Annotated in this window: 21 protein-coding genes and 1 pseudogene; 9 read left to right on the top strand and 13 right to left on the bottom strand. The window is 72.4% G+C overall.

The window, feature by feature from the left end; translation table 11 throughout:
• Positions 1 to 55: 55 nt before the first annotated feature.
• From ACVDFE_RS34425 to ACVDFE_RS34415, 3 genes are read right to left on the bottom strand one after another with little or no spacing between them, the layout of a single operon-like run.
• Positions 56 to 1,378: an ABC transporter permease gene (locus ACVDFE_RS34425; protein ID WP_360386739.1), complete on the bottom strand. Its 1,323-nt coding sequence runs from the start codon at positions 1,376 to 1,378 to the stop codon at positions 56 to 58.
• Positions 1,378 to 2,088 (bottom strand): ABC transporter ATP-binding protein, encoded by a 711-nt coding sequence (locus ACVDFE_RS34420; protein ID WP_360386741.1) that lies wholly within the window; start codon positions 2,086 to 2,088, stop codon positions 1,378 to 1,380. Before ACVDFE_RS34420 ends, ACVDFE_RS34425 begins: the two co-directional genes overlap by 1 nt.
• Positions 2,088 to 3,080 (bottom strand): efflux RND transporter periplasmic adaptor subunit, encoded by a 993-nt coding sequence (locus ACVDFE_RS34415; protein WP_360386743.1) that lies wholly within the window; start codon positions 3,078 to 3,080, stop codon positions 2,088 to 2,090. The genes ACVDFE_RS34420 and ACVDFE_RS34415 overlap by 1 nt, the downstream gene beginning before the upstream one ends.
• A gap of 162 nt (positions 3,081 to 3,242) precedes the next feature.
• On the opposite strand from ACVDFE_RS34415, the gene ACVDFE_RS34410 reads away from it, so the two are divergent.
• The 3 genes and pseudogenes from ACVDFE_RS34410 to ACVDFE_RS34400 all read left to right on the top strand — a co-directional run bounded on the left by ACVDFE_RS34410 (position 3,243) and on the right by ACVDFE_RS34400 (position 4,583).
• Complete coding sequence (locus tag ACVDFE_RS34410; protein ID WP_458433407.1) at positions 3,243 to 4,037, top strand: SDR family NAD(P)-dependent oxidoreductase; 795 nt, start codon at positions 3,243 to 3,245, stop codon at positions 4,035 to 4,037.
• A gap of 128 nt (positions 4,038 to 4,165) precedes the next feature.
• Positions 4,166 to 4,324 (top strand): annotated as a pseudogene (locus ACVDFE_RS34405) (DUF1360 domain-containing protein); the annotation flags it as partial.
• A gap of 61 nt (positions 4,325 to 4,385) precedes the next feature.
• Entirely contained in the window at positions 4,386 to 4,583 is a 198-nt protein-coding gene (locus ACVDFE_RS34400) for a DUF1360 domain-containing protein (RefSeq protein WP_458433406.1), read from the top strand.
• On the opposite strand, the gene ACVDFE_RS34395 is transcribed toward ACVDFE_RS34400, so the two are convergent.
• On the bottom strand, positions 4,578 to 5,177 hold the full coding sequence (locus ACVDFE_RS34395) for a hypothetical protein (RefSeq protein ID WP_458433405.1): 600 nt from the start codon (positions 5,175 to 5,177) through the stop codon (positions 4,578 to 4,580). The genes ACVDFE_RS34400 and ACVDFE_RS34395 overlap by 6 nt on opposite strands.
• A gap of 72 nt (positions 5,178 to 5,249) precedes the next feature.
• On the opposite strand from ACVDFE_RS34395, the gene ACVDFE_RS34390 reads away from it, so the two are divergent.
• Both ACVDFE_RS34390 and ACVDFE_RS34385 read left to right on the top strand, forming a co-directional pair.
• On the top strand, positions 5,250 to 5,945 hold the full coding sequence (locus tag ACVDFE_RS34390) for a HemK2/MTQ2 family protein methyltransferase (RefSeq protein WP_458433404.1): 696 nt from the start codon (positions 5,250 to 5,252) through the stop codon (positions 5,943 to 5,945).
• Complete coding sequence (locus tag ACVDFE_RS34385; protein WP_458433403.1) at positions 5,887 to 6,111, top strand: CDGSH iron-sulfur domain-containing protein; 225 nt, start codon at positions 5,887 to 5,889, stop codon at positions 6,109 to 6,111. The genes ACVDFE_RS34390 and ACVDFE_RS34385 overlap by 59 nt, the downstream gene beginning before the upstream one ends.
• Here ACVDFE_RS34385 and ACVDFE_RS34380 read toward each other — a convergent pair.
• The 3 genes from ACVDFE_RS34380 to ACVDFE_RS34370 are packed head-to-tail and all read right to left on the bottom strand — an operon-like array spanning position 6,033 to position 8,411.
• A complete protein-coding gene (locus ACVDFE_RS34380) occupies positions 6,033 to 7,019 on the bottom strand; it encodes an iron-containing redox enzyme family protein (RefSeq protein WP_458433402.1) in 987 nt (328 codons plus the stop codon). The genes ACVDFE_RS34385 and ACVDFE_RS34380 overlap by 79 nt on opposite strands.
• Entirely contained in the window at positions 7,019 to 7,996 is a 978-nt protein-coding gene (locus ACVDFE_RS34375; RefSeq protein ID WP_458434446.1) for a carboxylate-amine ligase, read from the bottom strand. The genes ACVDFE_RS34380 and ACVDFE_RS34375 overlap by 1 nt, the downstream gene beginning before the upstream one ends.
• On the bottom strand, positions 7,980 to 8,411 hold the full coding sequence (locus tag ACVDFE_RS34370) for a DUF4383 domain-containing protein (protein ID WP_360386763.1): 432 nt from the start codon (positions 8,409 to 8,411) through the stop codon (positions 7,980 to 7,982). Before ACVDFE_RS34370 ends, ACVDFE_RS34375 begins: the two co-directional genes overlap by 17 nt.
• Positions 8,412 to 8,499: 88 nt before the next feature.
• Here ACVDFE_RS34370 and ACVDFE_RS34365 point away from each other — a divergent pair, with 88 nt between their 5' ends.
• Positions 8,500 to 8,898, top strand: a complete 399-nt coding sequence (locus tag ACVDFE_RS34365) for a hypothetical protein (RefSeq protein ID WP_360386765.1) — start codon at positions 8,500 to 8,502, stop codon at positions 8,896 to 8,898.
• On the opposite strand, the gene ACVDFE_RS34360 is transcribed toward ACVDFE_RS34365, so the two are convergent.
• The 3 genes from ACVDFE_RS34360 to ACVDFE_RS34350 all read right to left on the bottom strand — a co-directional run bounded on the left by ACVDFE_RS34360 (position 8,847) and on the right by ACVDFE_RS34350 (position 14,833).
• The gene (locus ACVDFE_RS34360) at positions 8,847 to 11,726 is read right to left on the bottom strand and encodes an ATP-binding protein (RefSeq protein WP_458433401.1); all 2,880 of its coding nucleotides are present in this window, start codon (positions 11,724 to 11,726) and stop codon (positions 8,847 to 8,849) included. The genes ACVDFE_RS34365 and ACVDFE_RS34360 overlap by 52 nt on opposite strands.
• A 258-nt stretch (positions 11,727 to 11,984) precedes the next feature.
• Positions 11,985 to 12,173 carry a hypothetical protein gene (locus ACVDFE_RS34355; RefSeq protein ID WP_360386770.1) on the bottom strand — a complete coding sequence of 63 codons (189 nt, stop codon included), beginning with the start codon at positions 12,171 to 12,173 and terminating at the stop codon, positions 11,985 to 11,987.
• Positions 12,170 to 14,833 carry a type 2 lanthipeptide synthetase LanM family protein gene (locus tag ACVDFE_RS34350; protein ID WP_458433400.1) on the bottom strand — a complete coding sequence of 888 codons (2,664 nt, stop codon included), beginning with the start codon at positions 14,831 to 14,833 and terminating at the stop codon, positions 12,170 to 12,172. Before ACVDFE_RS34350 ends, ACVDFE_RS34355 begins: the two co-directional genes overlap by 4 nt.
• 143 nt (positions 14,834 to 14,976) lie before the next feature.
• Here ACVDFE_RS34350 and ACVDFE_RS34345 point away from each other — a divergent pair, with 143 nt between their 5' ends.
• Positions 14,977 to 16,032, top strand: a complete 1,056-nt coding sequence (locus ACVDFE_RS34345; RefSeq protein WP_360386775.1) for a helix-turn-helix domain-containing protein — start codon at positions 14,977 to 14,979, stop codon at positions 16,030 to 16,032.
• Positions 16,033 to 16,130: 98 nt separating this feature from the next.
• Here the strand turns inward: ACVDFE_RS34345 and ACVDFE_RS34340 are convergent, their stop codons facing one another.
• Positions 16,131 to 16,742, bottom strand: coding sequence for a superoxide dismutase family protein (locus ACVDFE_RS34340; RefSeq protein ID WP_458433399.1), 612 nt, complete (start codon positions 16,740 to 16,742; stop codon positions 16,131 to 16,133).
• A 13-nt stretch (positions 16,743 to 16,755) separates the two neighbouring features.
• Positions 16,756 to 19,296: a hypothetical protein gene (locus ACVDFE_RS34335; RefSeq protein WP_458433398.1), complete on the bottom strand. Its 2,541-nt coding sequence runs from the start codon at positions 19,294 to 19,296 to the stop codon at positions 16,756 to 16,758.
• 118 nt (positions 19,297 to 19,414) lie between these two features.
• Here ACVDFE_RS34335 and ACVDFE_RS34330 point away from each other — a divergent pair, with 118 nt between their 5' ends.
• A complete protein-coding gene (locus ACVDFE_RS34330; protein WP_458433397.1) occupies positions 19,415 to 21,292 on the top strand; it encodes a S41 family peptidase in 1,878 nt (625 codons plus the stop codon).
• 80 nt (positions 21,293 to 21,372) lie between these two features.
• Here ACVDFE_RS34330 and ACVDFE_RS34325 read toward each other — a convergent pair whose 3' ends face one another.
• Positions 21,373 to 22,185, bottom strand: a complete 813-nt coding sequence (locus ACVDFE_RS34325; protein ID WP_458433396.1) for a helix-turn-helix domain-containing protein — start codon at positions 22,183 to 22,185, stop codon at positions 21,373 to 21,375.
• A 298-nt stretch (positions 22,186 to 22,483) separates the two neighbouring features.
• On the opposite strand from ACVDFE_RS34325, the gene ACVDFE_RS34320 reads away from it, so the two are divergent.
• Positions 22,484 to 24,274: a S8 family serine peptidase gene (locus ACVDFE_RS34320; RefSeq protein ID WP_458433395.1), complete on the top strand. Its 1,791-nt coding sequence runs from the start codon at positions 22,484 to 22,486 to the stop codon at positions 24,272 to 24,274.
• Positions 24,275 to 24,366 lie beyond the last annotated feature (92 nt).

The following is a 24,366-nucleotide window of genomic DNA, read 5'->3' as shown; positions in this document are numbered from 1 at the left end:
CGTCGGCAACGGACCCTGCCTCTATCGGGCCCGCACGTCTGTCACCACCACGGGCTCACGCCCGCATCACCGTGGCGATCGGAATCCGCGCCGCCCGGATCGCGGGGATCAGCCCGCCGAGCACACCCGCCACCAGCCCGGCGACCACGCCCGCGACGCCCGCCTCCCACGGGAACGCGACGTCCGCCAGCGACGGGAACCTCGAACCGAACAGCATCAGGCCCACCTGGAGGCCCGCCGCGCCGGTGCCGATGGCCAGTGCGGCGGTCAGCAGGCCGGTCAGGAGGGTCTCGGCGAGCACGATCCCGGCCAGCAGCATGCGGGACATGCCGACCGCGCGGCGCAGCGCGAACTCCTCGACGCGTTCACCGACGGTGGCGAGGCCGACGTTGAGGATGCCGGCGACGCCGATCAGCAGCACGAGGCCCGCCATGCCCAGGAAGATCAATCGCATGATCAGCAGCTCCTTCTCCATGCGCTTCTTCGACTGGATCTCGTTGAAGCGGACGTCGTCGGAGCGCATGCCCGCGCCGACCAGGCGTGCGGTCAGCAGCTGCTGGAGGTCCTGGGTGCCCGGTGCGAGCATGACCTGCAGGCCGGGGCCGCCGCGGAAGCGGTCGACCTGGACGTTGTCCGACGAGGGCAGCCAGTTGCGCACCTCGTCGAGTCGCATGTAGACGGTGGGCTGGTACATGCCGTCGGACACCACACCGATGATCTGCGGCGAGACGTGGTGCGTCGCGCCGGTCAGCATCATCTCGCCGGGGACCTTGTAGCGGTCGAAGCCCTTGGCGGCCTCCTCGTTCAGCACGATCTTCGGTGCCAGCGACGGGGCGGTGCCGAAGTCCAGCCAGGAGCCGGAGACCGGGCGGAACGGCCGGAACTGGCGGAGGTCACCGGTCAGCGCGCTCACCTGGACCTCGATGGCCTGGCCGTCGGGCTTCTTCTCCTGCTTCTTCTGCTCGGTGCAGATGCCGTTCTGGTCGCAGTACACCGACGGGCCGCCGTAGAAGTCGCCGCGGCCGACGTGCTCGAACGGTGTCGCGCCCTCGTTGATCGGGCGCACGCCGGGCTCGCCGATCACCGCGTTCATGCCGACGATGCCGACGGCCTGGGAGTTGCCCTTCAGCGTGGTCTCGACGACCGAGGTGGACTTGCCCTCGCCGGAGACGTAGAGCTGGAACGTGCCGTCCCTGCCCTGCTGCAGCTCCACGTCGGTGAGCATGGCGCGTTCGGCGAGCGCGGCGCCGGCCTGCACGGCCACGACCGCGAGGACGCCGAGGAACAGCGACACCATCGAGAGGAACGTGCGCAGTTTGCGGGCGCGGATGCCCTGTCCGCCGATGATCAGGGCGGACCGCAGCTTGCCGGAGAACATCAGTTGAACCGCCCGTCGCGCAGCTCCAGCACGCGGCCCATCTTGCGCGCGTGGTCGTGGTCGTGCGTGACCAGCACGAGGCCGCAGCCCTGCCTGGTCGTGTTGAGCAACACCTCGACCACCAGGTTGCCGGTCTCGGTGTCGAGCGCGCCGGTCGGCTCGTCGGCGAGGATCACCCGCGGCTTGCGGACCAGGGCCCGCGCGATCGCCACGCGCTGCTGCTCACCGCCGGAGAGCCGGGAGGGCTTGCTCTTGGCCAGGTGGGCGATGCCGACCTGCTCCAGCGCCTCCATCACCTGCTGCCTGCGCTTGCGGCGCGCGGCCCAGCCCTGGCCGTTCACCAGCGCCATAGCCACGTTCTGCGCCGCGGTGAGGTGCTTGAGCAGGAAGAAGCGCTGGAACACGAACCCGAACTCGGCGCTGCGCAACGCGGCCGCCCTGCGTTCGGGGAGCTTCGTGATGTCGTTGCCGTGCAGCAGGTACTGCCCCTCGTCGGCGCGGTCGAAGAGCCCGATCAGGCTCAGCAGCGTCGACTTGCCGGAACCGGACCGGCCCAGGATCGCCACGCTCTGCCCCGGGTGGACGGTGAGGTCCACACCGGACAGGATCGTCCGCGGTTCCTCCTGGCCCTTCAGGACTTTCGTGATGCCGTTCAGCTGGAGCAGCGGCGGTACGGCCGCCATCGTCGTGGTCGTCTCGGACTCGGTCATCACGGACCCGTCGGCTTGCTCTGGTCGCCGCCGCCCTGCTGCGGTTCCGGCAGGTTCGGGCCCGGCACCGCGAGCTCCTCCTCGCCGGTGAGTCCGGACTTGACCTCGATCACCTTGCCGTCGGTGAGACCGAGCTCCACCTCGACGGTCTTGCGCGAGCCGTCCGGCTGCAGCACGTCGACCCTGCCCTTGCCCTGCTGGCCCGCGACTGCCTCGACCGGCACGACCAGTGCCTGCGCCGACTTGCCGGTGATGACCTCGATCGACGCGGCCGCGCCGTTGATCATCTTGGTGTCGGCGGGCGCGGTGCAGACGATCCGCAGGCCGGTGGACGCGCTCGGCTGCTGCTGTGGTTGCTGCTGCTGGTCGGGGTTCTTGGGGGCGTTCGCGTCGGGCGTCGACTTCGGGTCCGGCGTCTGCACCGGCTTCTCCGGGATGGTGCCCTGCGGCAGTGCGGCGATCGTGCCGAGCACCGCGCACGGGAACGGGCCAGGCCCGTTCTTGATCTGCGCCTTGACCTCGCCGAGCGCGCCGCTGACCTTGTACGCCTGCTGCCCGTCGATGTCACCGACCAGCGCGTACCCCACGTGCTTGGCCGAGGCGAGCGGCATGCCGGCGGTGACGGTCGACTTGTCGTCCACCAGGCGGCCGGCGAACACCGCTCCCGCCGGGATCTCGACGTAGTTGGGCGCGCCGTCCTTCCACACCGTCGCGACCCGCGTGGCCTTCGTCGGCGTGGCGCCCGACGGCTGCAGGTCGAAGAACCGCACCTGTCCCGCGACCGGCGCGACCAGCCCGAACGTCGGGTTCATCTCGACCTTGCCGGTGATGCTGATCGTGGTGGTCAGGTCCTGCTTGCCCGGCTTGACCTTGGTCATCGTCGTGCCGCGCGGCGCCAGCTCCGGATTGGCCTGTTCCGAACCTGACGGACTGCACGCCGCCACGGCAACCGTGACCAGCGCGCACAGCGGCGCGAGAAGAATGTTGCGCACGAATGTCCCCCATGTCGTTTCGACCAACCTACCGATAAGGACACCGCATCCCCGTCCGAGGTTGCATCGGACTTTCGGCCGATGCCGCATCGACCGCGCGGTCACGGGTACACGGGGTGTTGACGACGCATTTCAACGCGTCTCGACGACCTGGAGGAAACTGTGAATGCGCTTGCCGTGGTGACCGGTGCGTCGAGTGGAATAGGCTACGAGCTCGCGAAGGTGCTCGCGGACAACGGCTTCGACGTCGTGGTCGCCGCCGAGGACGAGCGGATCACCGACACGGCCGCACAGCTCGCCCTGCGCAGCGGCGGTGTGCACGTCGAACCGGTGCGGGCCGACCTCTCGACCTTCGAGGGCGTGGAGTCGCTCGTGTCACGGGTGCGCGCACTGGGCCGGCCGGTCGAGGTGCTCGCCGTGAACGCCGGTGTGGGCGTCGGCGGCGACTTCGTGCGCGACACCTCCCTGGACGACAACCTGGAGGTCGTGGACCTCAACGTCCGCTCGGCCGTGCACCTCTCGCACCGGCTGGTCGGCGACATGGCCGCACGCAGGCAGGGCAAGGTCCTGTACACGTCCTCGATCGCGGCGACCGCCCCCGGCCCGTTCCACTCGGTCTACGCGGCGTCGAAGGCCTTCCTGGCCTCGTTCGCCCAGGGGCTGCGCGAGGAGCTGCGCGACACCGGCGTGACCGTCACGACGCTGATGCCGGGACCGACCGACACCGAGTTCTTCGACCGCGCCGGGATGCAGGACACGAAGGTCGCGACGGGGGACAAGGACGACCCGGCCGAGGTCGCCCAGCAGGGCTTCGACGCGCTCATGAAGGGCGACGACCACGTCGTGGCCGGGTCGGTGAGGAACAAGGTGCAGGCGGTCGCCGGACGCGTCGCGCCGGACCCGGTCAAGGCCAAGGTGATGCGGTCGATGACCGAACCCGGTTCAGCGGACTCCTGAGGGGTACACGCGCCTCATGAGTCGACCGGATCTGTCCGAACACCGCCGCAGCGGGAAGCTCCGAGGACGTGGGTGGGATCAGGCAGCAGTACGGGGCGAGCCGGCCACTGCCCGGCTACCTCCTCGCCATGGGCACCTATGCCGCCGTCGTCGGTGCCGTCTCCGCCGCGGGACACCGCGCCGGGGTCCGCCTGCCGGAGCGGTTCTCCCTCGCGGACACGGCGCTGGTGTCCATCGCGACGCACAAGCTGAGCAGGCTGCTGACCAAGGAGGCCGTGACGAGCCCGCTGCGGGCGCCCTTCACGCGCTACGAGGAACCTGCTGGGCACGCGGAAGCTCAAGGAGTCCGTGCGGGCGCACAACGCCGCGCAGCACGCGATCGGCGAGCTGCTCACGTGCCCGTTCTGCATCGGCGTCTGGGCGGCCAGCGGGCTGACCGCGGGCCTGGTCTTCGCACCGCGGCTCACCCGGCTGGTGTCGACCGCGCTCACCGCCGTGGCGGCGTCGGACGTGCTGAACGTGCTCTACGACAAGCTCAAGTCATGACACCCGGCGGCCGCGCCGGCTCCCCGCGTACGCCTGTTCGCGCAGCGCGGCGAGCCAGCGCGGCGCCAGCTCCAGCTCCCGCGGCCGGTTGAGCACCGGGTCGAACGGCACCGGCTCGTCGTGGCGCAGGTCGCGCAACCGCACCTCGCCCACCCGCCGCCAGTCCGCGGTCGTTCCGCTCGCGTGCAGGCTGAACCGCGTCGGCGGCCGTCCCGGTGCGCTCGCGGTGGGGTCGAGGGGAACGGCCATGAGCCACAGCAGCGCGCCCCGGTGGCGGTACGGCAGGATCGTACCGAGCCGGGCGCGCTGCCAGCCGGTCGCCGGCGTCGGCAGCAACCGGGAGAACCGGCCGGTGCCCGTGGTGGACAGCAGCAGGTCCCAGTCACCCGATCCGGTGGGAATCCGCAGCGCGAGGCCGAGCACGTCCGGCAGGCCGCGCCCGGTTCCGGCCCCTTTGGACAGCCGGGCGATCACGGTGGCGGAGGCCGGGAACGGCGCGGAACCGGTGAGCTCACCGGTCATCAGCACGCCCCGCGGGTGGACCGCACGAGCGCGCCGCGCACGGGCGAGCAGGCGGAATGCAGTCGTCAGCACACCCTGGTCTACCCGCGAAAACCGCGGGAAAACACGGTGTTTCAAGCTATTCCTCATGGCAACTCCACCCGCGTGAGGCTGCTCAGAGCACCGGGCGTGTACGCGCCGCAGGACGACACCGAGCTGTTGGTCGACGCGATGAACGCGGCGGCGATACCCACGGGCGCGCGCGTCCTGGACATCGGTACCGGCACGGGAGCGCTGGCACTGGCCGCTCTGCGCGCCGGTGCCGCCGAGGTGACCGGTGTGGACGTTTCCCGCCGTGCGGTGTGGACGGCACGGATGAACGCTGCCCTGCAACGGCTTCCGCTGCGGGTGCGGCTGGGCAACGCGCTGGAGGTCGTCGCCGGTGAGCGGTTCGACCTGGTGCTCGCCAACCCGCCGTACGTGCCGGCCGAGCGGGACGGCGCGGCCAGGGGCCCCGCACGGGCGTGGGACGCGGGCCTCGACGGGCGGCAGCTGCTGGACCCGTTGTGCGCGCGCATGTTCGACCTGCTCGTGCCCGGCGGCATGACGCTGATGGTCCACTCCGCGCTGTGCGGCGTGGAGACCACGTTGCAGCAGTTGCGCGACAACGGGTTGAAGGCGTCGGTCGTGCAGCGCCGCTGGGTGCCGTTCGGACCGGTGATGCGCGGGCGCGTCGGCTTCCTGGAAGAGCACGGCCTGATCGAACCCGGTCAGCAGGACGAGGAACTGGTGGTGATCCGAGGTGACCGACCCGAACGTGCGCAGGGTGACGGTGGTGCCGAACGGCCCGGTGCTCGTTGAGGGGCCGGTGAGCCTGGAGGTGGACGGGCAGACGCACACCAGCGACCGGTTCGTGGTCGCGGTGTGCGCCTGCCGGCGCAGCAAGCGCTACCCGTTCTGCGACACCAGCCACCGCAAGCGCGTGCGCAGCGACGACTCGCCTGCGCCCCAGGCCGACAGCAGGTGATCGGCCAGCCGGCCCTCCAGGAGCTCCGTGGCCTGGATGCCGAACGCGACGTCATCGGTCAGGCCGGGGTCCTGCTCCAGCAATGACCCGATGACGTCGCGGCGCATGATCTGCTCGTGCACGGCGTCGGCCTCGATGTGCTCGGTGAAGAACTCCACGCACCTCGGGTCGGCGCCGAGCCGCTGCAACGCCTGCGCCATGCGCTGGGCGCTCGGGGCCGTGGTGATCTCCGCGGCGGCGAAGTGGCCGACCAGCGCGCCGCGCAGCGACCGGTGCAGCCCGAACAGCGACATCATGTTGACGATCGCGATCGCCGGCGCGGGCACGTCGTCGAGGTAGTGCAGGTACTCCGCGGACATCCCGGCGCCTTCGAGCAGGTCCGCGTACAGCTGCGAGTGCATCCGGTCGGCCCGCCCACCGCCGAACTCGTCGAACTCCACGGCCACCAGCGCCGCCTTCGCCCGCCCGCGCAGCCGCGGGATCACCCACGCGTGCGGGTCGGCCTCCTTGTGGTGGTACACCGAGCGGTGCGCGAAGTACTCGCACATCTGCTCCCAGGTCCCGTCGTCGCGCAGGAAGTGCGACACACCGGTGCCGGGGACCTGCTCGACCAGCAACGCGCCGAGCGCCGTGTCGAGGTCGGTCATGTCCACATCGGACCGCAACGCGTCCAGGAACACCCGTTCGACCTGCGCCCGCAGCCTCAGCAGCTCCGGGTCCCACTCCCAGGCGGGGTCCACGCCGTCGAAACCGCAGTAGTGCAGCTCGTACAACGTGTACAGCGCGATCGTGAGGTCCTCGCCGTACGGGTCGGCGTCGGTGAACGGGATCGGGCCGCCGCCCGGAGCACCGCGCAGCGCGGCGACGACGGTCTCGGACAGCGGTCCGCGGGCAGAGGGGAGCAGCATCACGTCTCATTCCGTCGAGCGATCAGGTCTTGCACGAGCGCGAACTCACCGCGCTCCTCCAACGCCGGCGCCACGTGCTTCACGAGGTCGTCCAGCACCGCCGTCGCGGGCACCCGGCAGGCCCGCCACGGGTCCACCGCGGGACCGTCCAGCCCGTACCGGGAGGCCGTCCACACCGCCGCGGCGCAGACGTCGTCGCGCACCGGCGGTGTCTCCACCACCGCGGCCGTCTGCACGAGCGCGCGGCAGAGCGCGGCCTGCAGCACCGCGTCGGGCACGGTCGCCGCCGCGTCGGCCGCGCGGAACTCGATGGTCGGCAGCTTCGGCGACAGCCGGGCCAGCCAGAACGTCTGGGCCGCGTCGACGAGCGTCCCGCAGGCGACCAGCCGGGCCACCTGCGCGTCGTAGTCGGCCGTACCGGTGAACACCGGCGGCACGCCGGAGCCGGGGAACCGCGACTGGAGCACCATCCGCCAGCTCGCGTAGCCGTGGTCCGCCGAGTTCGCCGCCAGCGCGAGCAGCGTCGGCAGCCAGGGCCGCACCCGGTTGAGGACCACGACCGCGGTCTCCCGGTCCGGCACGCCCACGTGCACGTGGCAGCCGGAGGCCTCGTACGTGTCCACGACCCCCGCGTACAGGTCGAGCACCTGCCGGAACCGCGGCCCGTCGGCCACGACCGGGTGAACCGACGCCTTGACCGGGGTGCCGCGCGACACCACGTCCACGCCCACCTCGCGCGCCGCGGCGGTGACGGCGTCACGGGCCTGCTGAAGCGCCGCACCGAGCGCGGTCATGTCCGTGCACGGCCCGGTCGCCGCCTCCACCTGCGTGCCGGCGAGCTCGGCGTGGAACTTCGTCAGCTCCGTGTCCCGCAGGCGCGCCAACACGGCGTCGGCACGCACCGAGGTGCGTCCGGACGCCGCGTCGACGAGCAGGAACTCTTCTTCTACGCCAACTGTGTCAGCGCACTGCGGCACGCCGGCCAAGCGCCACTCCCAGTCCGATCATGCCAACGCCGAGGACGAAGTGCAGCCAGTCGTCCGCGGTGTTCAGCGGGACGAAGTTCGCCTGGCTCGTCTTGTCGATGACGAGCCCGTACAGCCACAGCACCAGGTACACGGCACCGCCGCCGATGAGGTACGCCTTCGCGCCACTCGCCGTGCGCGCGGCCAGGAAGCCCGCCACGCCGAACAGCAGGTGGACGATGTTGTGCAGCACCGAGACGGCGAAGACGCCGAGCAGCATCGCCTCCGAGTGGTGCCCGGCGAACGTCATCGTGTCGTAGTTCGTGGTGATGCCGGGGATGAAGCCCAGCACACCGACCAGCGCGAACACCGCTGCGACCGCTAATGCGGCCTGCTGCACGGTCGTTCGTGTCCTTACGTCGACCATCGGGGTCACCTCGCTCTGTGTGGACACGGTCAGTGAGCGACTACCCGGCGAAGGTAGAGGCAAACGCGTGCGGGGTATCCGGTGCGGCATGGACGACCAGACGGTTGAGGCGCTCGGCAAGCTCAGCGCCGCGTTGGAGACCACCGAACGCGCCCGCGGCCACCTCTACTCCTTCCACCAGCTCACCGGCACCGCCGACTTCATGCTCGACGAGGCGATCGAGCTGCTGCGCAAGGCGGGCCACCACGAGCACGCCGACCGGGTGCAGCGCGAGCTCGTCGGGCGCAACGTCCTGCCGGGACGGTGGACGTTCCAGGTCGTCGAGGAGTACGACGACATGTACTACGACGTGTTCCGCGACGTCGAACGCGCCGCCCGCACCGACCTGGCCGGCGGCAAGCGGCACGAGCTGGAGGCCCGGCTCAAGCGCGACCGTCAGCGGTTCAGCGCCGCCGCGTACGCCGACAAGGACTCCCGGTCGGGCTGACCGGTCTTCGCGATCAGCGACGCCACGTGCTTCTCCACGGTGCGCGGTGAGATGTGCAGGCGCGTCGCGATGGCCTTGTTGCCCATCCGGTCGGCCAGCAGCACGAACACCTCGAACTCGCGCACCGTCACCCCGTGCCCGCGCAGCTGCTTGGGCACCTGGTCGGTGCCGCTGCGGCGTTGCTGCACGGGCGCACCGGCCTGGCGCAGCAGCCCGCGGCACGCCGAGGCGACGGCGGTGTTGCCCGCCTGGTGGAAGTGCTCCTCCGCGGAGCGCAGCCACGTCACCGGGTCGCCCCACCGCCGCGCCTCGGCCGCGACCAGCCGCAACCCCAGGTGCCGTGCCATCGGGTACGGCGCGGCGGCGTCCTGGGCCTCGTCGAACGCCACGGCCGCGTCGGCGCACCTGCCGTCGCGGCCGAGCAGGACGGCGTGGGCGAGGTCGGCGAACTGCTTGTTCCACCGCATGCGCGCGGGGGAGGCGCCGGCCAGCGCGTGGTACTCCGGCCAGCCGAACCGGCCGTCGAGCACGCCCAGCAGCACGCGCATGCCGTGCGTGCCGGAGAGGTGGAACGTGGTGGGGTTCTGCGACTCCTGCGCGGCCGCCCGGTCGAGCTCCCGCACCGCCAGCGCGCGGTCCTCCTCCAGCAGCGCGCAGAACGCCTTGGCGAGCCCCGAGCACAGCGGCACCTCCTGGGCACCGCCCTTGGCGCTCTGCTCGAACGCCTGCACCGCGAGGTCGGTCGCCGGCCGGTTGCCCTGGTGCGCGTGCAGCGTCGCCCGCACCATCAGCAGGTAGCGGGTGAGGGCGCTGAGGTGCAACCGGGCCGTGGCCTGCAGGCAGCGGTCGACCTGCTCGCTCGCCTCGGTGTACCGGCCGGTCAGCACCGACTGCAGCGCCACGATGGCGTCGACGTTGTAGGCCACCGTGATCGCGCCGGCCCGGCACGCCTCGTCGTGCGCGCTGTCGAGGGAGGCGGTGCTGCCGGTGGCGAGCCAGTCGTTGCCCGCCATGCGCACGAGCGCGTAGATGTGCTGGATCGGCAGCCGGTGGGCGTCCGCAAGCGCTCGCGCCTTGTCGAAGCACGCGTTGGCCTCGTCGAGGTCCTGCTCGCGCGCGATGATCCCGAGCAGCTGCCACGCCTCGCACCCGACCATCGGCAGCCGCGCCCGTGCCGCCGCGTCCGCCGCCCGGTGCGCGAGCCGGGCCGCGGAGGAGATCCGGTCGGGGCTCGGGATGTTCAGCGTGAGGAAGGCGGAGTTCACGTCCAGCGGCGCCGTCAGCTCGTCCGGTGCGCCCGGCCCCAGCAGCGTGCGCGCGGCCCGCACCTGCTCCGCGCCGTCGGCGAACCGCCCCGCGAGGTAGGCGACGCGCGCGAGGCGGGTGTGCAGCTTGGCCCGCCGCGGCCCGTCCAGCCCGCGCAGCTCGCTGAGCGCACCGCCGAGCTGGAACGCCCTCTCGAACTCCCCGGCCTCGGCCAGCGCGGGCAGCAGCACGTCCAGCACGTCGGCCCGCGCGGCCGACTCGGTGAGCAGCCGGTGCGCCCGGTCGAGCAGCTTGACCGCGGAGCTCGTGGCGCCGTTGCCCAGCGCGCGCCGGCCGGCCTCGGCGAACAGCAGCCCCGCGTCCGCCGGTTCACCCGCGTCGAACCGCAGCTTGGCCACCAGCGGGCACCAGTCGCCGGGCAGCCCGGGGTGCAGCTCCTCGACCGCGTCCGCGGTCCGCTCCGACAACGTCCCGCGCTCCGCCGGCGTCAGCTGCGCCAGCAACGCGTCCGCCGTCAGCGGGTGCCGGAACGCGTACCAGTCCGGTGCCGGCTCGTCCGGCGTGACCAGCTGCGCCGCGACCCCCGCGTGCAGGTGGCTCAGCAGCGCCCGGTCGTCGTGCCCGGTCACCTTCTGCACCACTGACAGCGGGAACCGGTGCCCCAGCACCGCCGCCACCGACAGCACCTCGCGCCCCTGCGGCCCCAGCCGGTCCGTGCGGTGCGCGACGCTGCGCACGAACGCCGCCGGCACCGGCAGCTTCAGCTCCCCGAGCACCTGCCACCCGCGCGCGCCGGCCACGAGCAACCCGCCGCTCACCATGCCGTGCAACAGCTCCTCGACCACGAACGGGTTCCCGGCGCTGTCCGTCCACAGGCGATCGCAGAGCTCGTCCGGTACCTGCTCGCTCTCCAGGCACGCCGCCGTCATCGCCCGCACCTGCCGCCGGTCGAGCCGCTTGAGCTCCAGCTGCGACCCGGCCCCGCGCTGCACGATCTGGTGCACGAGCTCCAGCGCGTTGCCGGGGTCGTTGCGGATGGTGGCGAGCAGCAGCACCGGCTGCTCCTCCAGGTTGTCCGCCAGGTACTCGACGACCGCCAGCGTCTCCGCGTCCGCGTCGTGCAGGTCCTCCAGCACCAGCAGGCAGGGCGTCTTGCGCGCCACCGACGTCAGCAGCCGCAGCACCGCCTCCGCCAGCACGACGACGGACTCCGTGGTCGACTGCCGGTCGTGCCACTCGGGGATCAGCGTCCCCAGCACCGGCTTGTAGGGGCCCAGCGCGCTGTCGTCGGGCGGCTCGTGCCGGAACAACCCCAGCAACGCCTCCGCGATGGGCCGGAACGGCACCATCGGCCCGATCGTCGTCCCCCGCCCCTTGAGCACCCGCATGCTCTCGTCGAACGCCTGCCCCGCGGCCAACCGGGCGAGCCGCGACTTGCCGATCCCCGCCTCTCCGGTGAGGAACACAGCGCCACCCTGCCCGCGGCGGGTGCGTTCGAGTGCCGTGGAGACGGCCTCGACCTCCCGGTCGCGGCCGACCACCTGGGGCGCTCGGGTCTGCATGGCTGGACCCTAACGTCCGCGTGGTGTGGTCCGTAACGGCTGCTCAGGCGTATTCGGCCTGGGGGGAGTGGAGCAATTCCCGGTGATCAGGAAAGGACCTTTCCGCGATCACTCGCGGCCAGGCGCGGCAGGCGTCGCGTGAGCGGGTGGACGAGGGGGTGCGGCCCTCGGAAGTTCGGCCGGAACCGGCCGTGCCCGGCCCCGGGAACGGCGCGGGGGCCAGACCCCGGACAGGGCCCGGCCCCCGCGACCCCCGGCTCAGACCACGCTCACCGTCGTGTCCGACAGCGCCGGCGTGATCGCGGCGAACGCGCCCACCGCCAGCGTCACGCCGGCCAGCGCACGCGCTCGCGCACCCGCCCGCGACCGCGGCGAGAGCTCCATCTCCCCGATCACGTGCTCGACCGGCACGGGCTGGTCGGCCGGGCGGTGCAGGGACTCGTTCATCTGGTGGACTCCTCGTCGTCGGTCGATCCGGTGTGGTGATGCGGTTCGAGCAGCAGGACGGAGGGCACCGGGAAACCCTGCCGCAGCAGACCGTGGCCGATGCCGGCGAGACCGGTCAGCAGCCCCGGCGACGGGACGCCACCGGGGGTGGCGCACTGCGGGCCGTGTTCGTCGAGCCTGCCGAGCAGCAGCGCGGTGCGCCGGGTCGCGAGGTTCGGGTGGTGGGGCGTCAGCGCCTCGACCACGCCCAGCTCGCCGTGGCACAGGCTCATGTCCCGCAACGGTTCCCGCGTGGCCAGCGCACCGGCCACGCGTTCGTCGTGCCGTGCCAGCGCCACGCCGGCCACGCCCGAGCACCAGCCGGTGTCGGCCGGGTCGGTCGTGTCGCTCTCCAGGAAGGTCCGTCCTGCCACATCAGATAACTCGTCGCCCACCGCTGCCGCGTAACGCCGCAGAGCCCATCCGATTCCCGCATGGCCGCGGGCGAACCCATTGGCGGGGCAAATCGCGGCACGTAGGACGGTCGCGTAGTGATCGGCGAGCACGAGGGAGTCAGGCGTGCCGACCGCGAGCATCGCCGCGAGGGAGCCGGCGACGCCGTCGGCGACCGTGAACGACGTGTCGGTCAGCGGCATCAGCGACACGGCCAGGGAGAGCAGCGCCGGTTCGAGCCCGAGCAGCGGCACCAGCCGGGACAGGCCGTAGCAGACGCCGCCCAGGCCGTGCAGTCCGCCGCCCGCCGCCAGCACCAGCTCCGGGGACGCGGCGAACGACTCCAGCAGCGCCGGCAACGGGCGCAGCGCGGCCGAGGCGAAGTCGACGTACCGCGCGGCACCGGTCAGCGCGCCCAGCTCCGCCAGGAACAGCGCCACCCCCGTGTAGCCGTTGGTCAGGCCCGCGCCCATCGGCAGCACGGTCCAGTGCCGGTCGTCGACCAGCTCCAGGCCCAGCCAGTTCACCCGGTCCGGCCCGGTCGCCGCCTGCGCCAGGATCTGGTCGGCGATGCCGCACGCCGCCACCAGCAGCCGCGCCGGGTCCGGGTCGACCGGTGCGACGTGGCCGGAGACGGTGGCGCCGCTGCGGTGCGACACCGGGCGCGGGCGTGAGGCCAGCGAGGCGGAGATGACCCACTGCTGGTCGTGCCGGTCGACCTCGCTGAGCCCGGCGATCTTGCGTTCCACGGCGTGCAGTCCGGGCTCCGGCAGCATCCCCGGCAGCCGGAGCCCGGACCCGGTCCACAGGTCCCGCGAACCCGGCCTGCAGACGAACAACGGCACGTCGCCGCGCCAGAGTTCCACGACCTCGTGCGGCACCAGCGCGTCCAGCAGCGGGTCGTCGACCACCAGCACGCCGAACGCCATGTCCCGGTCCAGCGCGTCGCGCAGCACCGCCGGGTGCGTGGACTCGTCCAGCAGCGTCCCGTACAGACGCGTCGGGCGGGCCACGAACCGCACCTCGTCCTCGGCGCACTCCCGCACCAGCCGCAGCAGCTCGTCGCGGTGGGCGGCGATCGCGTCGTAGCCCGCGCGGAAGCCCGCCAGCAGCGAGTCCTGGTAGTCGGCGGGCTCGGCGGGCACATCACCCAGCACCGGCCGGTTCAACGCCCCCGTGGACGTGCTGGGGCGCCGCACGAGGCGCATCCGGTCCGTTCCGGCGTCGGCCCAGTCCACGACGTCCAGCGGTGAGGGCACGCCCCGGTCGCCGCCCACGCCGGAGACGTCGACGATGCCGTTGTCGCCCAGCAGCATGTGCGGCAGCAGCGCGGTGCGGTGCACCGAGCGCGCCATCGCGAGCGCGGCCGGGTCGCTCGCGATGGTGAGCGTCGGGTGGAACAGCGTCTCCACGTCCACCAGCACCGGCTGGTCGCCGCACGCGATCAGGTTCTCGTAGTGCATGTCCGTGCCGTCGACGGCGTAGAGCAGCGCCAGCAGCGCCCCGAGCCGCCGGTAGAACTCCGCCACCCCGGCGACGTCCGCGCACGGCTGGTGCTCGACGTGCTCCAGCCACCCGTACCCGTCGCGCACCAGCAGCCGCGGCGAGCGGAACAGGATGCCGGTGCGCCGCGCGAACCACGCCACCTGCGCGGTGAAGTGCGCGTGCAGCTCGACCGGGCGCGGCCGGTACACCAGCCGCGCGCCCGAGGCGAACGTCAGCACCGCCACCGTCCTGCCCTGCTGGTGCGGGTCGCCCTGCCCGGTCTCGATCGTCGTCAGCGCACCGGGGTCGATCCCGCCGAACACCGTCCGCACCACGTCCGCGCGGTCGCGGGTGAACCGCGACGACAGCTCGTGGTGCGCCGCGACCGCCTGCTCGCACGCCTGCGCGAGCATCCGCGCCAGCACCGGGTAGCGGCCGAACAACGCCGTGAGGTCCAGCGTGCGGGTGAAGGACAGGAACCGCTCCTGCGGTGTCTGACCTGCCAGCGTGCCGCGGGCCTGGTTCAGCTCCAGCACGAGCGTGCGGGCCGCGATCCGGACCAGCCGCTGGCCGAGCTGCTGCGCGAAAGCGGCGTCGAACGGCGGCGCCACCTCGGTGCGCGCGGCGTCGACCAGGGGCCGCAGCGCGTGCGCGAACGCGGCGGTCCAGCTGTCGTCGGAGGGGGCGCCGGGGCGGGACGCGGCCGTGGCGCGTTCCAGGAACTCCGCCGCTGCAGGGGTCACGAGGCCGAACCTCGCACGTGCGGGTGGAGAACACATGGGGGCCGAGTACCCAGATTCGCCCGCGACGGGAAAATGGGGGACCGGCACCCATGTTCCGAGGCGCGCGAGGTCTGAAACTCACTCGGGAGAGGGAGGAACGGACCATGAAGGAGTTCGGGGAACTACTGCGCACGCACCGCATCCACGCCGGCCTCACCCAGCAGCAGCTGGCTGACTTCGCGATGCTCAGCGTGCGGGCCATCCGGGACCTGGAATGCGGCCGCACCCGGTCGCCGCGCGCCGAGACGGTGCGCCTGCTCGCGGACGGCCTGCGGCTGGACGACACCAGCCGGGCAGATCTCCAGCAGGCGGGCGGACGGCCGGCCCGCAAGGTGTCGGTGGCGCCACCCGCGCCGTCGTCGGCGATCGTCGGCCGTGAGGCGGAGGCGGGCGCGCTGGCGGACCTGCTCGTCGGGGGCACCCGGCTGGTCACCGTCACCGGTGTCAGCGGGGTGGGCAAGACCCGGCTCGCCCTGGAGGTCGCGGGCGAGCTGCACTTCCGGCTCGGCTGGTCGGTGCTGTGGCTGCCGGCCGCGCGCATGCCGGCGATCGACGCGGGCACGGACACCCTGCTCGTCACCGACCACGTGCCCGACCCGCGGCTGCTGGAGCTGCACCCGCGGCTGCGGATCGTCGTCACCGCGCTCGCGCCCACCGGGCTGCCGGGCGAGCACGTGTTCCCGCTGGCACCGCTGGCCGACGACGCCGCGGTGCAGCTGCTCGTGACGCACGTGCGCCGGGTGCGGCCCGGGTTCCGGCCGGAGCCCGCGAACCACGCCGCGCTGATGGGGCTGGTGCACGAGCTGGACGGCCTGCCGTCGGCGCTGGAGTTCGCCGCCGGGTGGTTCATGGTGTACTCGCCGCAGCACCTGCTGGAGCGGCTGCGCACCAACCCGCTCGACCCCACCTCGGCGCACCTGCGCGACTCGCTGCGCCGCTCGTTGTCCACTTTGGACGCTGGTGAGCGCGAGGTGCTGGTGCGGATGGTCGACCGGATCGGCTGGGAGGACGAGGACGCCGTGCACGCGCTGAGCGTCCGCGGGCTGGTCCGCCGCACCGGGCCCCGGTACGAGGTGCTCAACCTCGTCCGCGCGGCGGTGCTGGAACCGGTGTCGGGACCTCAGCTGACCGGCGGCGTAACCCTGACCTGGCCCTGCTGAGCACGCGTCTGCAAGTACTGCCAACTGCGAGTTGGCAGTACTTGCAGACGCCGGATCAGGACGCTGCGGTCAGGGCGCCGGGGGTCAGGGTGCCGGGGTCAGAACGCCGCGGTCAGGCACGCGAGGCGGTCGCCGGCGGTGCCCGCCTTGCCGTGCTCGGTGCTGGTGTGCGCGGCGTGGATGACGATGGCGTTCGCCTCGCCCTTGTGGAACTCCCAGTCCACCGCCGAGCTGGCCGTGGCGGCACCCTGCGCGTCGGTCGTGAAGTCGAGCCAGATCTCGTTCTGCGCGTTGGCGTACTTCGGGTCCACGCTCGGCGTGACCGGGTCCTTCTCGTTCTGGTAGTGCGGCCCGGAGTCGGCCGGCTTGGCGCCGCACGGCTTGGTGTGCACGTGCGAGCCGTACTGGGTGTCCGGCAGCAGCCCGGACACCTTCAGCTCCACGGTCGTCCGTCCATTCGCGACGGACGACGAGGTGGAGAGCTTCGCGCCCAGCGGCACCCGTGCGACGGTGTAGGTGACGCCCTTCGGCTGGTCGCCGGACTCCGCCGGTGCGGCGAGAACGGCCTCGGCGACGGGCGTCGGTGCGGGGGACGTGGTGCTGGAAGCCCCTGTCGAGCCGGTCGAGCCGGTGTCGGTGCCGCCCGAGCAGGCCGCGAGTCCGCCGGTGAGCAGAGCGGCACCCACGAGGGCCGCCACAGTCGTGCGCATGTTTCTCCTCAGATCAGCTGCGGTCCAGGTTCCCACCTCCTACCTGACCACGATCGGGTGACCGGCGCACGTCGGCCGGGACGAGCCGCTCGAACGCCGACGCGTAGGCGGCACAACGGTGGTAGCCGGAGTGGGTTTCCACCTCGCCGGGACCGCCGCCGGTCTCGTCCGCCCACTGGTCGACCGACGTGCCGTCCGGCCGCCCGTACCCGATGACGGGAAACCCGAGGTGGTCGGTGCGCCGCCACAGGTTCACCCACCGGTCCGCCAGCAGCACCCGCAGCGTGTCGGCCTCGTCGACCACGGGTTCCGCCCGCGGCTCGTCGTCGTCCTGCCGGTGCCACGGGTTCAGCGCCCACAGCGCGCCCCTGCGGCTGCGCGCGGTGCCGAGCACACCGGGGCCCAGCAGCTCCGGGAAGATCCGCCCGAAGTACGGCCGCAGCTGCACGCCGTACGTGAGCAGCTTGACGCGGGCGAGGTGCTTCTCCGGAAGCTGGTAGACGGCGGCGACGGCGAGCACCGCGCCGAGGCTGTGCGCGGAGAGCACGACGACCGAGCGCTCCTGCGGCGGCAGGTCCTCGTCGGGGTGCCGGTCCAGCCAGTCGCGCACGCGTTCGGCGATCTCCGGCACGGCCCGCTCCGCGTAGCAGGGCGGGGCGAACGGGTGGGCGGTGCGCGGCAGGAAGCACATCAGGTCCCACAGCAGCCCCAGCGGTCTGCGGTTGGCGAGCACCCCGGCGCCGACGAACGACCCGACCAGCGCCACCCCGGCGAGCCCGGTGTACGTGACGCCCTGCTCGAACACCCACGCCGGCACCTCCCAGTCCACCCAGGACGGTCGCGCGAACGCCACGTGCACCGCCAGCACGACCGCCGCGGTGCTCACCGCGGACAGCACGCCCACCACGACCTCGGCCCGGTGCGCGTTCGCGATCACGTGCCGCCACCGCATGACGAGCTCCTCCTGCCCGGCCGGGATCGCCGGGCTGGTGTCCCGCTCGAAGTCGGCGGGCCCGCGCACCCGCAGCCCGAGCAGCACCACCAGCACCACGACCAGGCCCGCCACCACCGCGAGCGCCGCCGTGAACGCACCGCTCGCCCACCAGGAGAACCAGGGCGCCTGCGGCACCTTCCGCAGCGGCTCCGAACCGGCCAGCCAGCCGCGCACCGTCAGCACCAGCACCGTCGCGAGCAGCAGCGACGTGGTGAGCGACAACCCCAGCAGCACACCGGGTCCGGTGCCGCCCCACGCCTCCCACTCCCGGTTGTCCCGCACCGCGTACCCGACCAGCAGCGCACCGGCCACGACGGCGACGAGTCCGAGCGGCTGCCACACCGCGGTGAGGACGAGCCCCGCGGCGAACGCCAGGCCCGCCAGCCACGGCACGCGCTTCTCCCGCTTGCGCCACGACCACCCCGACAGCGCGATGCCCAGCAGGCAGGCCGTCACCGCGGGCGGTCCCCACCGCGCCAGCCACAGCGACCGGCCGAAAACGGGTTCGGCGTAGAGGATCGCGAACCCGTGCACCGCCAGCACCACCCCGGTGGCCACCAGGAGGGCCCACGACCACAGGCCGCCCTTCTCGGTCCTGGGCGCGTCCGGGCAGTCCGCCGCCGTGTGCACGACCCGGTACGCGACGAGCGCCAGCAACACCCCGGCGAGCACCGTCGTGACCAGGAAAACCGCGGCCTGGGGCCAGAGTTCCGCGCCGGTCAGCAACACCACCACGCAGAACCCGGCGGCCAGGTGCAGCCGGGTCAGCCTGCGCAGCCGCGGGCTGCCCCGCCACATCGACCTCCTGCTGAGCAGCACACCCGCCCGGAACGGCTGCCGGTCACCGGTGGCCGCCGACTCGTACCTGCTGCGGGACAACGAGGTCAGCAGCAGCAACCCGAACAGCAGCGCCACCGGCACCGCGGAGGCGGCGAGCACCCGGACGTGCTGCGCGGGGTCGCCGAGCAGGTCGAGCCACTCCGGCAGCCGGCGGCAGGTCGTGTCGGCCAACGAGCACTGGACCGCGTACAGGTCGACGACCGCCACGCCCACCGACAGCACCAGCAGCACCGTCAGGCCGAGCCCGAACAGCCGGGTGCTGGCGGCGCCGCGGCCGGCGTTCCACCACGTGCCCTTCGCGGCTTCCGCCGCGGTGCCCCCGGCTGCCTTCTCGACGTCCGTCAGCTCGTCGTCCTCCGTCCACGTCCTGGGGATCTCCCGGCTCCAGTACGCGACGTTCGCGAGCCCGAACGGCAGCAGCAACGCCCACCCGACGCGCCCGGCCACGTTCGCCACCACCGACGCCACCCCGCTGCCCGGCGCACCCGGTGTGCTGCGCGCCATGCCGCCCCACGAGTAGGCCTCGCGCTCGACGTCGGCGCGGGGCCGTCCGGGGTCGTTCGCCGGCAGGTCGGCGAGCTTCGCGGGGACCGGGCGCCAGAAGCTGCCGAAGCGGTCGCCGCGGAACTGCTCGACGGCGTGGTCGGGGAGCGCCAGCACAGCGGCCGGGGGCGTGTTGTTGACCCCGTGGATGCGCAGTTCCAAGGCACGTGGACGCATGGCAGCCTCCCTCTACTCCAGTTGTCGTCCCTGAAGCTGCTCCGATTAGCGGCCATCCGGGTGAAAAAGGTGTATCCCGGCACCTCGGGAAGCCTCTACTTGGCAAGGAGGCCTCACCATGACCGCAACCGCTCACCCGAACGTCGCGAACTCGATCGGCCTGGCCGAGTTCCTCGCCACCGCGGGCACCCTCACGCTCGCCCAGCGCAAGCTCGTCGTGGACCAGGCGCTGATCCTGCTGGAGCAGAACTACGCGCACCTGCCGTTGAAGGTCGCCATGCACGCGGTGAACCCGGTGCAACGGCTCAGGGTGCTCAGAGCCAGACTCGAACGGCAGACCGACGCCACGGCCGAGCCCGAGTGGCAGTTCCACCGCGAGCTGTCGAGCACCTTCCACTCGGTGCGCGACCTGCACACCAACTACCTGCTGCCGGCCCCGTTCGCCGGCAAGATCGCGTTCTTGCCGTTCCAGCTGGAGCGCTGCTTCGACCCGGACGGCGCCGAGCGGTACCTCGTGGCCCGCACGGTCGCCGGGTTCACCGGCCTGGCCGTCGGCGACGAGGTGACGCACTGGAACGGCACCGCGATCGCGCGCGCCGTCGCGGTGAACGGCGCGATCTTCGCGGGCAGCAACACCGCCGCGAACCTCGCCCGCGGCCTGGAGTCGCTCACGCTGCGCCCCCTGGTGATCCAGCTCCCGCCGGACGAGGACTGGGTCGTCGTGACCCACCGCACCGCCGGCGGCACGAGCGAGGACGTCCGGGTGGACTGGCAGGTGACCGACAACCTGCCGCCGATGACCGACGTCGACGCGCTCTCGCCGGCCGCCGCCGCGCAGGGCGTCGACCTCGACTCCGACGAGAAGGCGCGCGCCAAGAAGTTGTTGCACGCGCCCAAGGTCGTGGCCGCCGAGGCCGCGGGCGGTGCCGTCGCGATGAGCGAGCAGGACGTGCCGACGACCCTGCCCGGCGTGTTCCGCGCCCGCCCGGTCACCACGCCGTCCGGTACGTTCGGGCACCTGCGGATCTTCACGTTCAGCGTGGACGACCCGGAGGCGTTCCTGCGGGAGTTCGTGCGGCTCGCGGCCCTGCTGCCGCAGAACGGCCTGATCGTCGACGTGCGCGACAACGGCGGCGGCCACATCTTCGCCGCGGAGTTCCTGCTGCAGACGATGACCCCGCGCCGCGTCGAGCCCGAACCCGTGCAGTTCCTCAGCACGCCGCTGAACCTGCGCATCTGCCGCCGCCACGCGGAAGACCCGACCGGGCAGATCAACCTCGGCCCGTGGTTCCCGTCGCTCGACTCCTCGACCGAGACCGGCCAGGCGTTCTCCTGCGCCCACACGATCACACCCGTCGACGGCGCGAACTCCGTTGGCCAGACCTACCACGGCCCGGTCGTGCTGGTCACCGACGCCCGCTGCTACTCCGCGACCGACATCTTCGCCGCGGGCTGGGCCGACCACGCGCTGGGCCCGATCCTCGGCGTCGACGACAACACCGGCGCGGGCGGCGCGAACGTGTGGACGCACGGCCTGCTGTCCACCCTGCTGAGCATCCCGGCGCCCGGAGACCCGGACACGCCGTACAAGCCGTTGCCCGGCAAGGCGAACATGCGCGTCTCCATCCGCCGCACCCTGCGCGTCGGCAAGCTCGCCGGCACCCCGGTGGAGGACCTGGGCGTGCGCCCGACGCACCGGCACCAGCTCACGCGCGCAGACCTGTTGCAGGGCAACGTGGACCTGCTGAACCGCGCGGCCGAGCTGCTGGCCGAGCAGCCCGTGCGCCGGCTCGGGGTGGCGGTCGCGGGCACGACCGCCTCACTGGACACCGTGAACCTCGACCGGGTGGACGTCTACGTCGACGGCCGCCCCGCCACCTCGATCGACGTGACCGACGGCGCGCACACCGTGCCGCTCACCACGTCCGGCAGCGAGGTGCGCGTCGAGGGGTTCGCGGACGGACGGCTGGTGGCCGCGCGCAAGGTCGCCAGCTGATCGAACGGGCGCTTCCGGTGACGCCATGACCGGAAGCGCCCGTTTCGGCCGCGCGGTCACCGCACCGGGCCGTGCTGTCGTCACAACCAGCCGCGCCGCATCGCCTGCACCCCCGCCTGGAACCGCGTCTGCGCCCCGCACCGGTCCATCAGCTGCCGCACCCGCCGCTGCACGGTCCGCGGCGCCAGCCCGAGCTGCCGCGCGATCGAGGAGTCGGTGAGCCCGGCGGCCAGCAGGCCCAGCAGGTTCGGGTCCACGTCGGCCGCCGCGGCGTAGATCCCGCCGGGGCTGAACGGGATGCCCTTGTCCCAGTAGAGCTCGAACGTCGAGCGCAGCACGTCCAGCAACGCCGACGGCCGGATCAGCAGCACCTCGTCGACCACGTCGCCGTTCACGACGGGCAGCACCGCCGCGTGCGTGTCGATCACCGCGAGCTTGAACGGCAGCGTCGGGGTGACGCGGGCGCGTTCGCCGGCCGCGACCAGGTCGATGATCTCCACGACGCGGCCGGGGATGTCGACGGCGGAGCGGTCGTAGACGACGCGCCACCGCACGTCGCGTTCGCGGGTCTCGTCCTCCAGCGCCACGTGCTGGCCCAGCGGCGTCACGTACGGCGGCTGGTCGAGCACGCACACCTCCTCGCGGGCGCCGCGCAGCAGGGCGTGCCACAGCTCGCGGACGGCGGCCACCCCGGACACCACCTCGACGAACGCGTTGTCGGCCTGCTCCTCGTCGCGGTTGCGCAGGTACAGCTCCATCAACGGGCCGACGTCGGCGCGCGCCCTGCGGTTGGCCTCCTCGCGCGCGGCGATCAGCGCCTCGACGGCGAGGTCGGGCGCGACGGCCTGCCACACGTCGCCGGGCAGGTGCCTGACCAGGCCGAGCTCGCGCATCCGCTCCAGCGCGGCGGGGGAGGCGCCGGTCTCCTCCGTGGTGCGGCTGCCACCCGTGACCAGCAGCTCGTAGACCGCGGAGAGGCTCCGGTGCGACGCCCAAGTGTCCGAACACGGTCACATTGTGCGCCATTCGGGGTAGCGGCCCTGTCGTGAACACGCCAGTGTCGTCATTCGGACTCCGCCAGACCTGTTCTCCCCGCTGTGACCCGACTTACGGTCCTCCCCACCTCCGCAGCCGGTTCAGAACCCTGACGCCCTCAACGGCACGCGAAGGCCCTGCGTGGAAGGACCTCACGTGAACGGATTGCGACGCACGAGCGTGTGCGCCGCGGCAGTGTCCGCCGCCGTGCTCAGCGTTGTCGCCCCGTCGGCGACCGCTGCCCCCATCCAGTCCCAGCCGGACTCGACACAGGTGAACCGCCCCTTCGAGCGGCTGATCGTCGGCTACAAGCCGGGCACCGCCGAGGCCACGTCCGACACCGCCGCCTCGGACGACGTGCGGAAGAAGGGCAAGTCCGTGCACCGCCGCATGTCGAGCGGTGCCGTCGTCGTCAACCTGGGTGAGAAGACCGCCAACGCCGAGAACACCATCCAGGCGTTCAGGAACGACCCCGACGTCGCGTACGTCGAGCCAGACCTGCTGATGCAGCCGTTCGCCGACCCGAACGACACCGAGTACTCCCGGCAGTGGGACCTCTTCGAGGCAACCGCGGGCATGAACGTGCCCGGTGCGTGGGCCAGCAGCACCGGCGCGGGCGTCACCGTCGCCGTGATCGACACCGGCTACGTCGCGCACAGCGACCTGTCGTCGCGGGTCGTCGCGGGCTACGACTTCGTGTCGGACTCGGCGCGCGCCCGTGACAACAACGGCCGCGACTCCAACCCGGCCGACGAGGGCGACTGGGTCGCCCGCGGCGAGTGCGGCACCGACGCCAACGGCAACCCGGTGCCCGCCGCGGACCAGGGTTCGTCCTGGCACGGCACGCACGTCGCCGGCACCATCGCCGCGTCCACCAACAACGGCAAGGGCGTCGCGGGCATCGCCTACGACGCGAAGATCCAGCCGTTGCGCGTGCTCGCCAAGTGCGGTGGCGCCACCTCCGACATCGCCGACGCCATCACCTGGGCGTCCGGCGGCACCGTGACCGGCGTCCCGGCGAACCAGACGCCCGCCAAGGTCATCAACATGTCGCTGGGCGGTCAGTCGTCCTGCTCGACGACCTACCAGAACGCCATCAACGGCGCGATCAACCGCGGCACCACCGTCGTCGTCGCGGCCGGCAACTCGAACATGAACGTCGCGAACTTCACCCCCGCGAACTGCACCGGCGTCATCACCGTCGCCGCCACCTCGCGCGAGGGCAACAAGGCGTTCTACTCGAACTACGGCACCCGCATCGACGTGGCGGCCCCCGGCGGCGAGACCCGCCGCGGCACCGACACCCCCGGCACCATCACCACGCCGGAGAACGGCATCTGGTCCACCCTGAACGCGGGCACCACCGTTCCCGGCGCGGAGAACTACAAGCCGTACCAGGGCACCTCGATGGCCGCCCCGCACATCGCGGGCCTCGCCGCGCTGCTGGTCGCGAAGAAGCCGTCGCTGACCCCGGCCCAGGTCAAGGACCTGATCAAGGCCAACGTCCGCCCGTTGCCCGGCACCTGCTCGGGCGGCTGCGGCGCCGGCCTCGCCGACGCCACCAAGACGGTCAACGCCGTCGACTCCACGCAGCCCCCGTCGGGTGGCCTGGAGAACACCACCGACGTGGCCATCCCGGACCGCGGCACCGCCGTCACGTCCTCGATCACGTCCTCGCTGACGGGCAACGCCTCCTCCACCACCAAGGTCGGCGTGGACATCGTCCACACCTACCGCGGAGACCTGGTCGTCGACCTGGTCGCCCCGGACGGCACCGCCTACCGACTCAAGAACTCGTCCACTTCGGACAGCGCCGACAACGTGGTGGCGACCTACACGGTCAACGCCTCGTCCGAGGTCGCGGCGGGCACGTGGAAGCTGCGGGTCCAGGACGTGTACTCCGGTGACACCGGGTACATCAACTCCTGGAACCTGACCCTGCGATAGCTCCACGTGTTCGCCGAGGGCGGCGCCTCCCACCGGATTCCGGGAGGCGCCGCCCTTTCACGTGCCGGGAGCACCGCCGCCCGCCGCGGGTA

The sequence above is a fragment of the Lentzea chajnantorensis genome, assembly GCF_054300775.1.
Note: the sequence above shows the minus strand (reverse complement) of the source record. Positions and strands in the feature narration are given on the sequence as shown.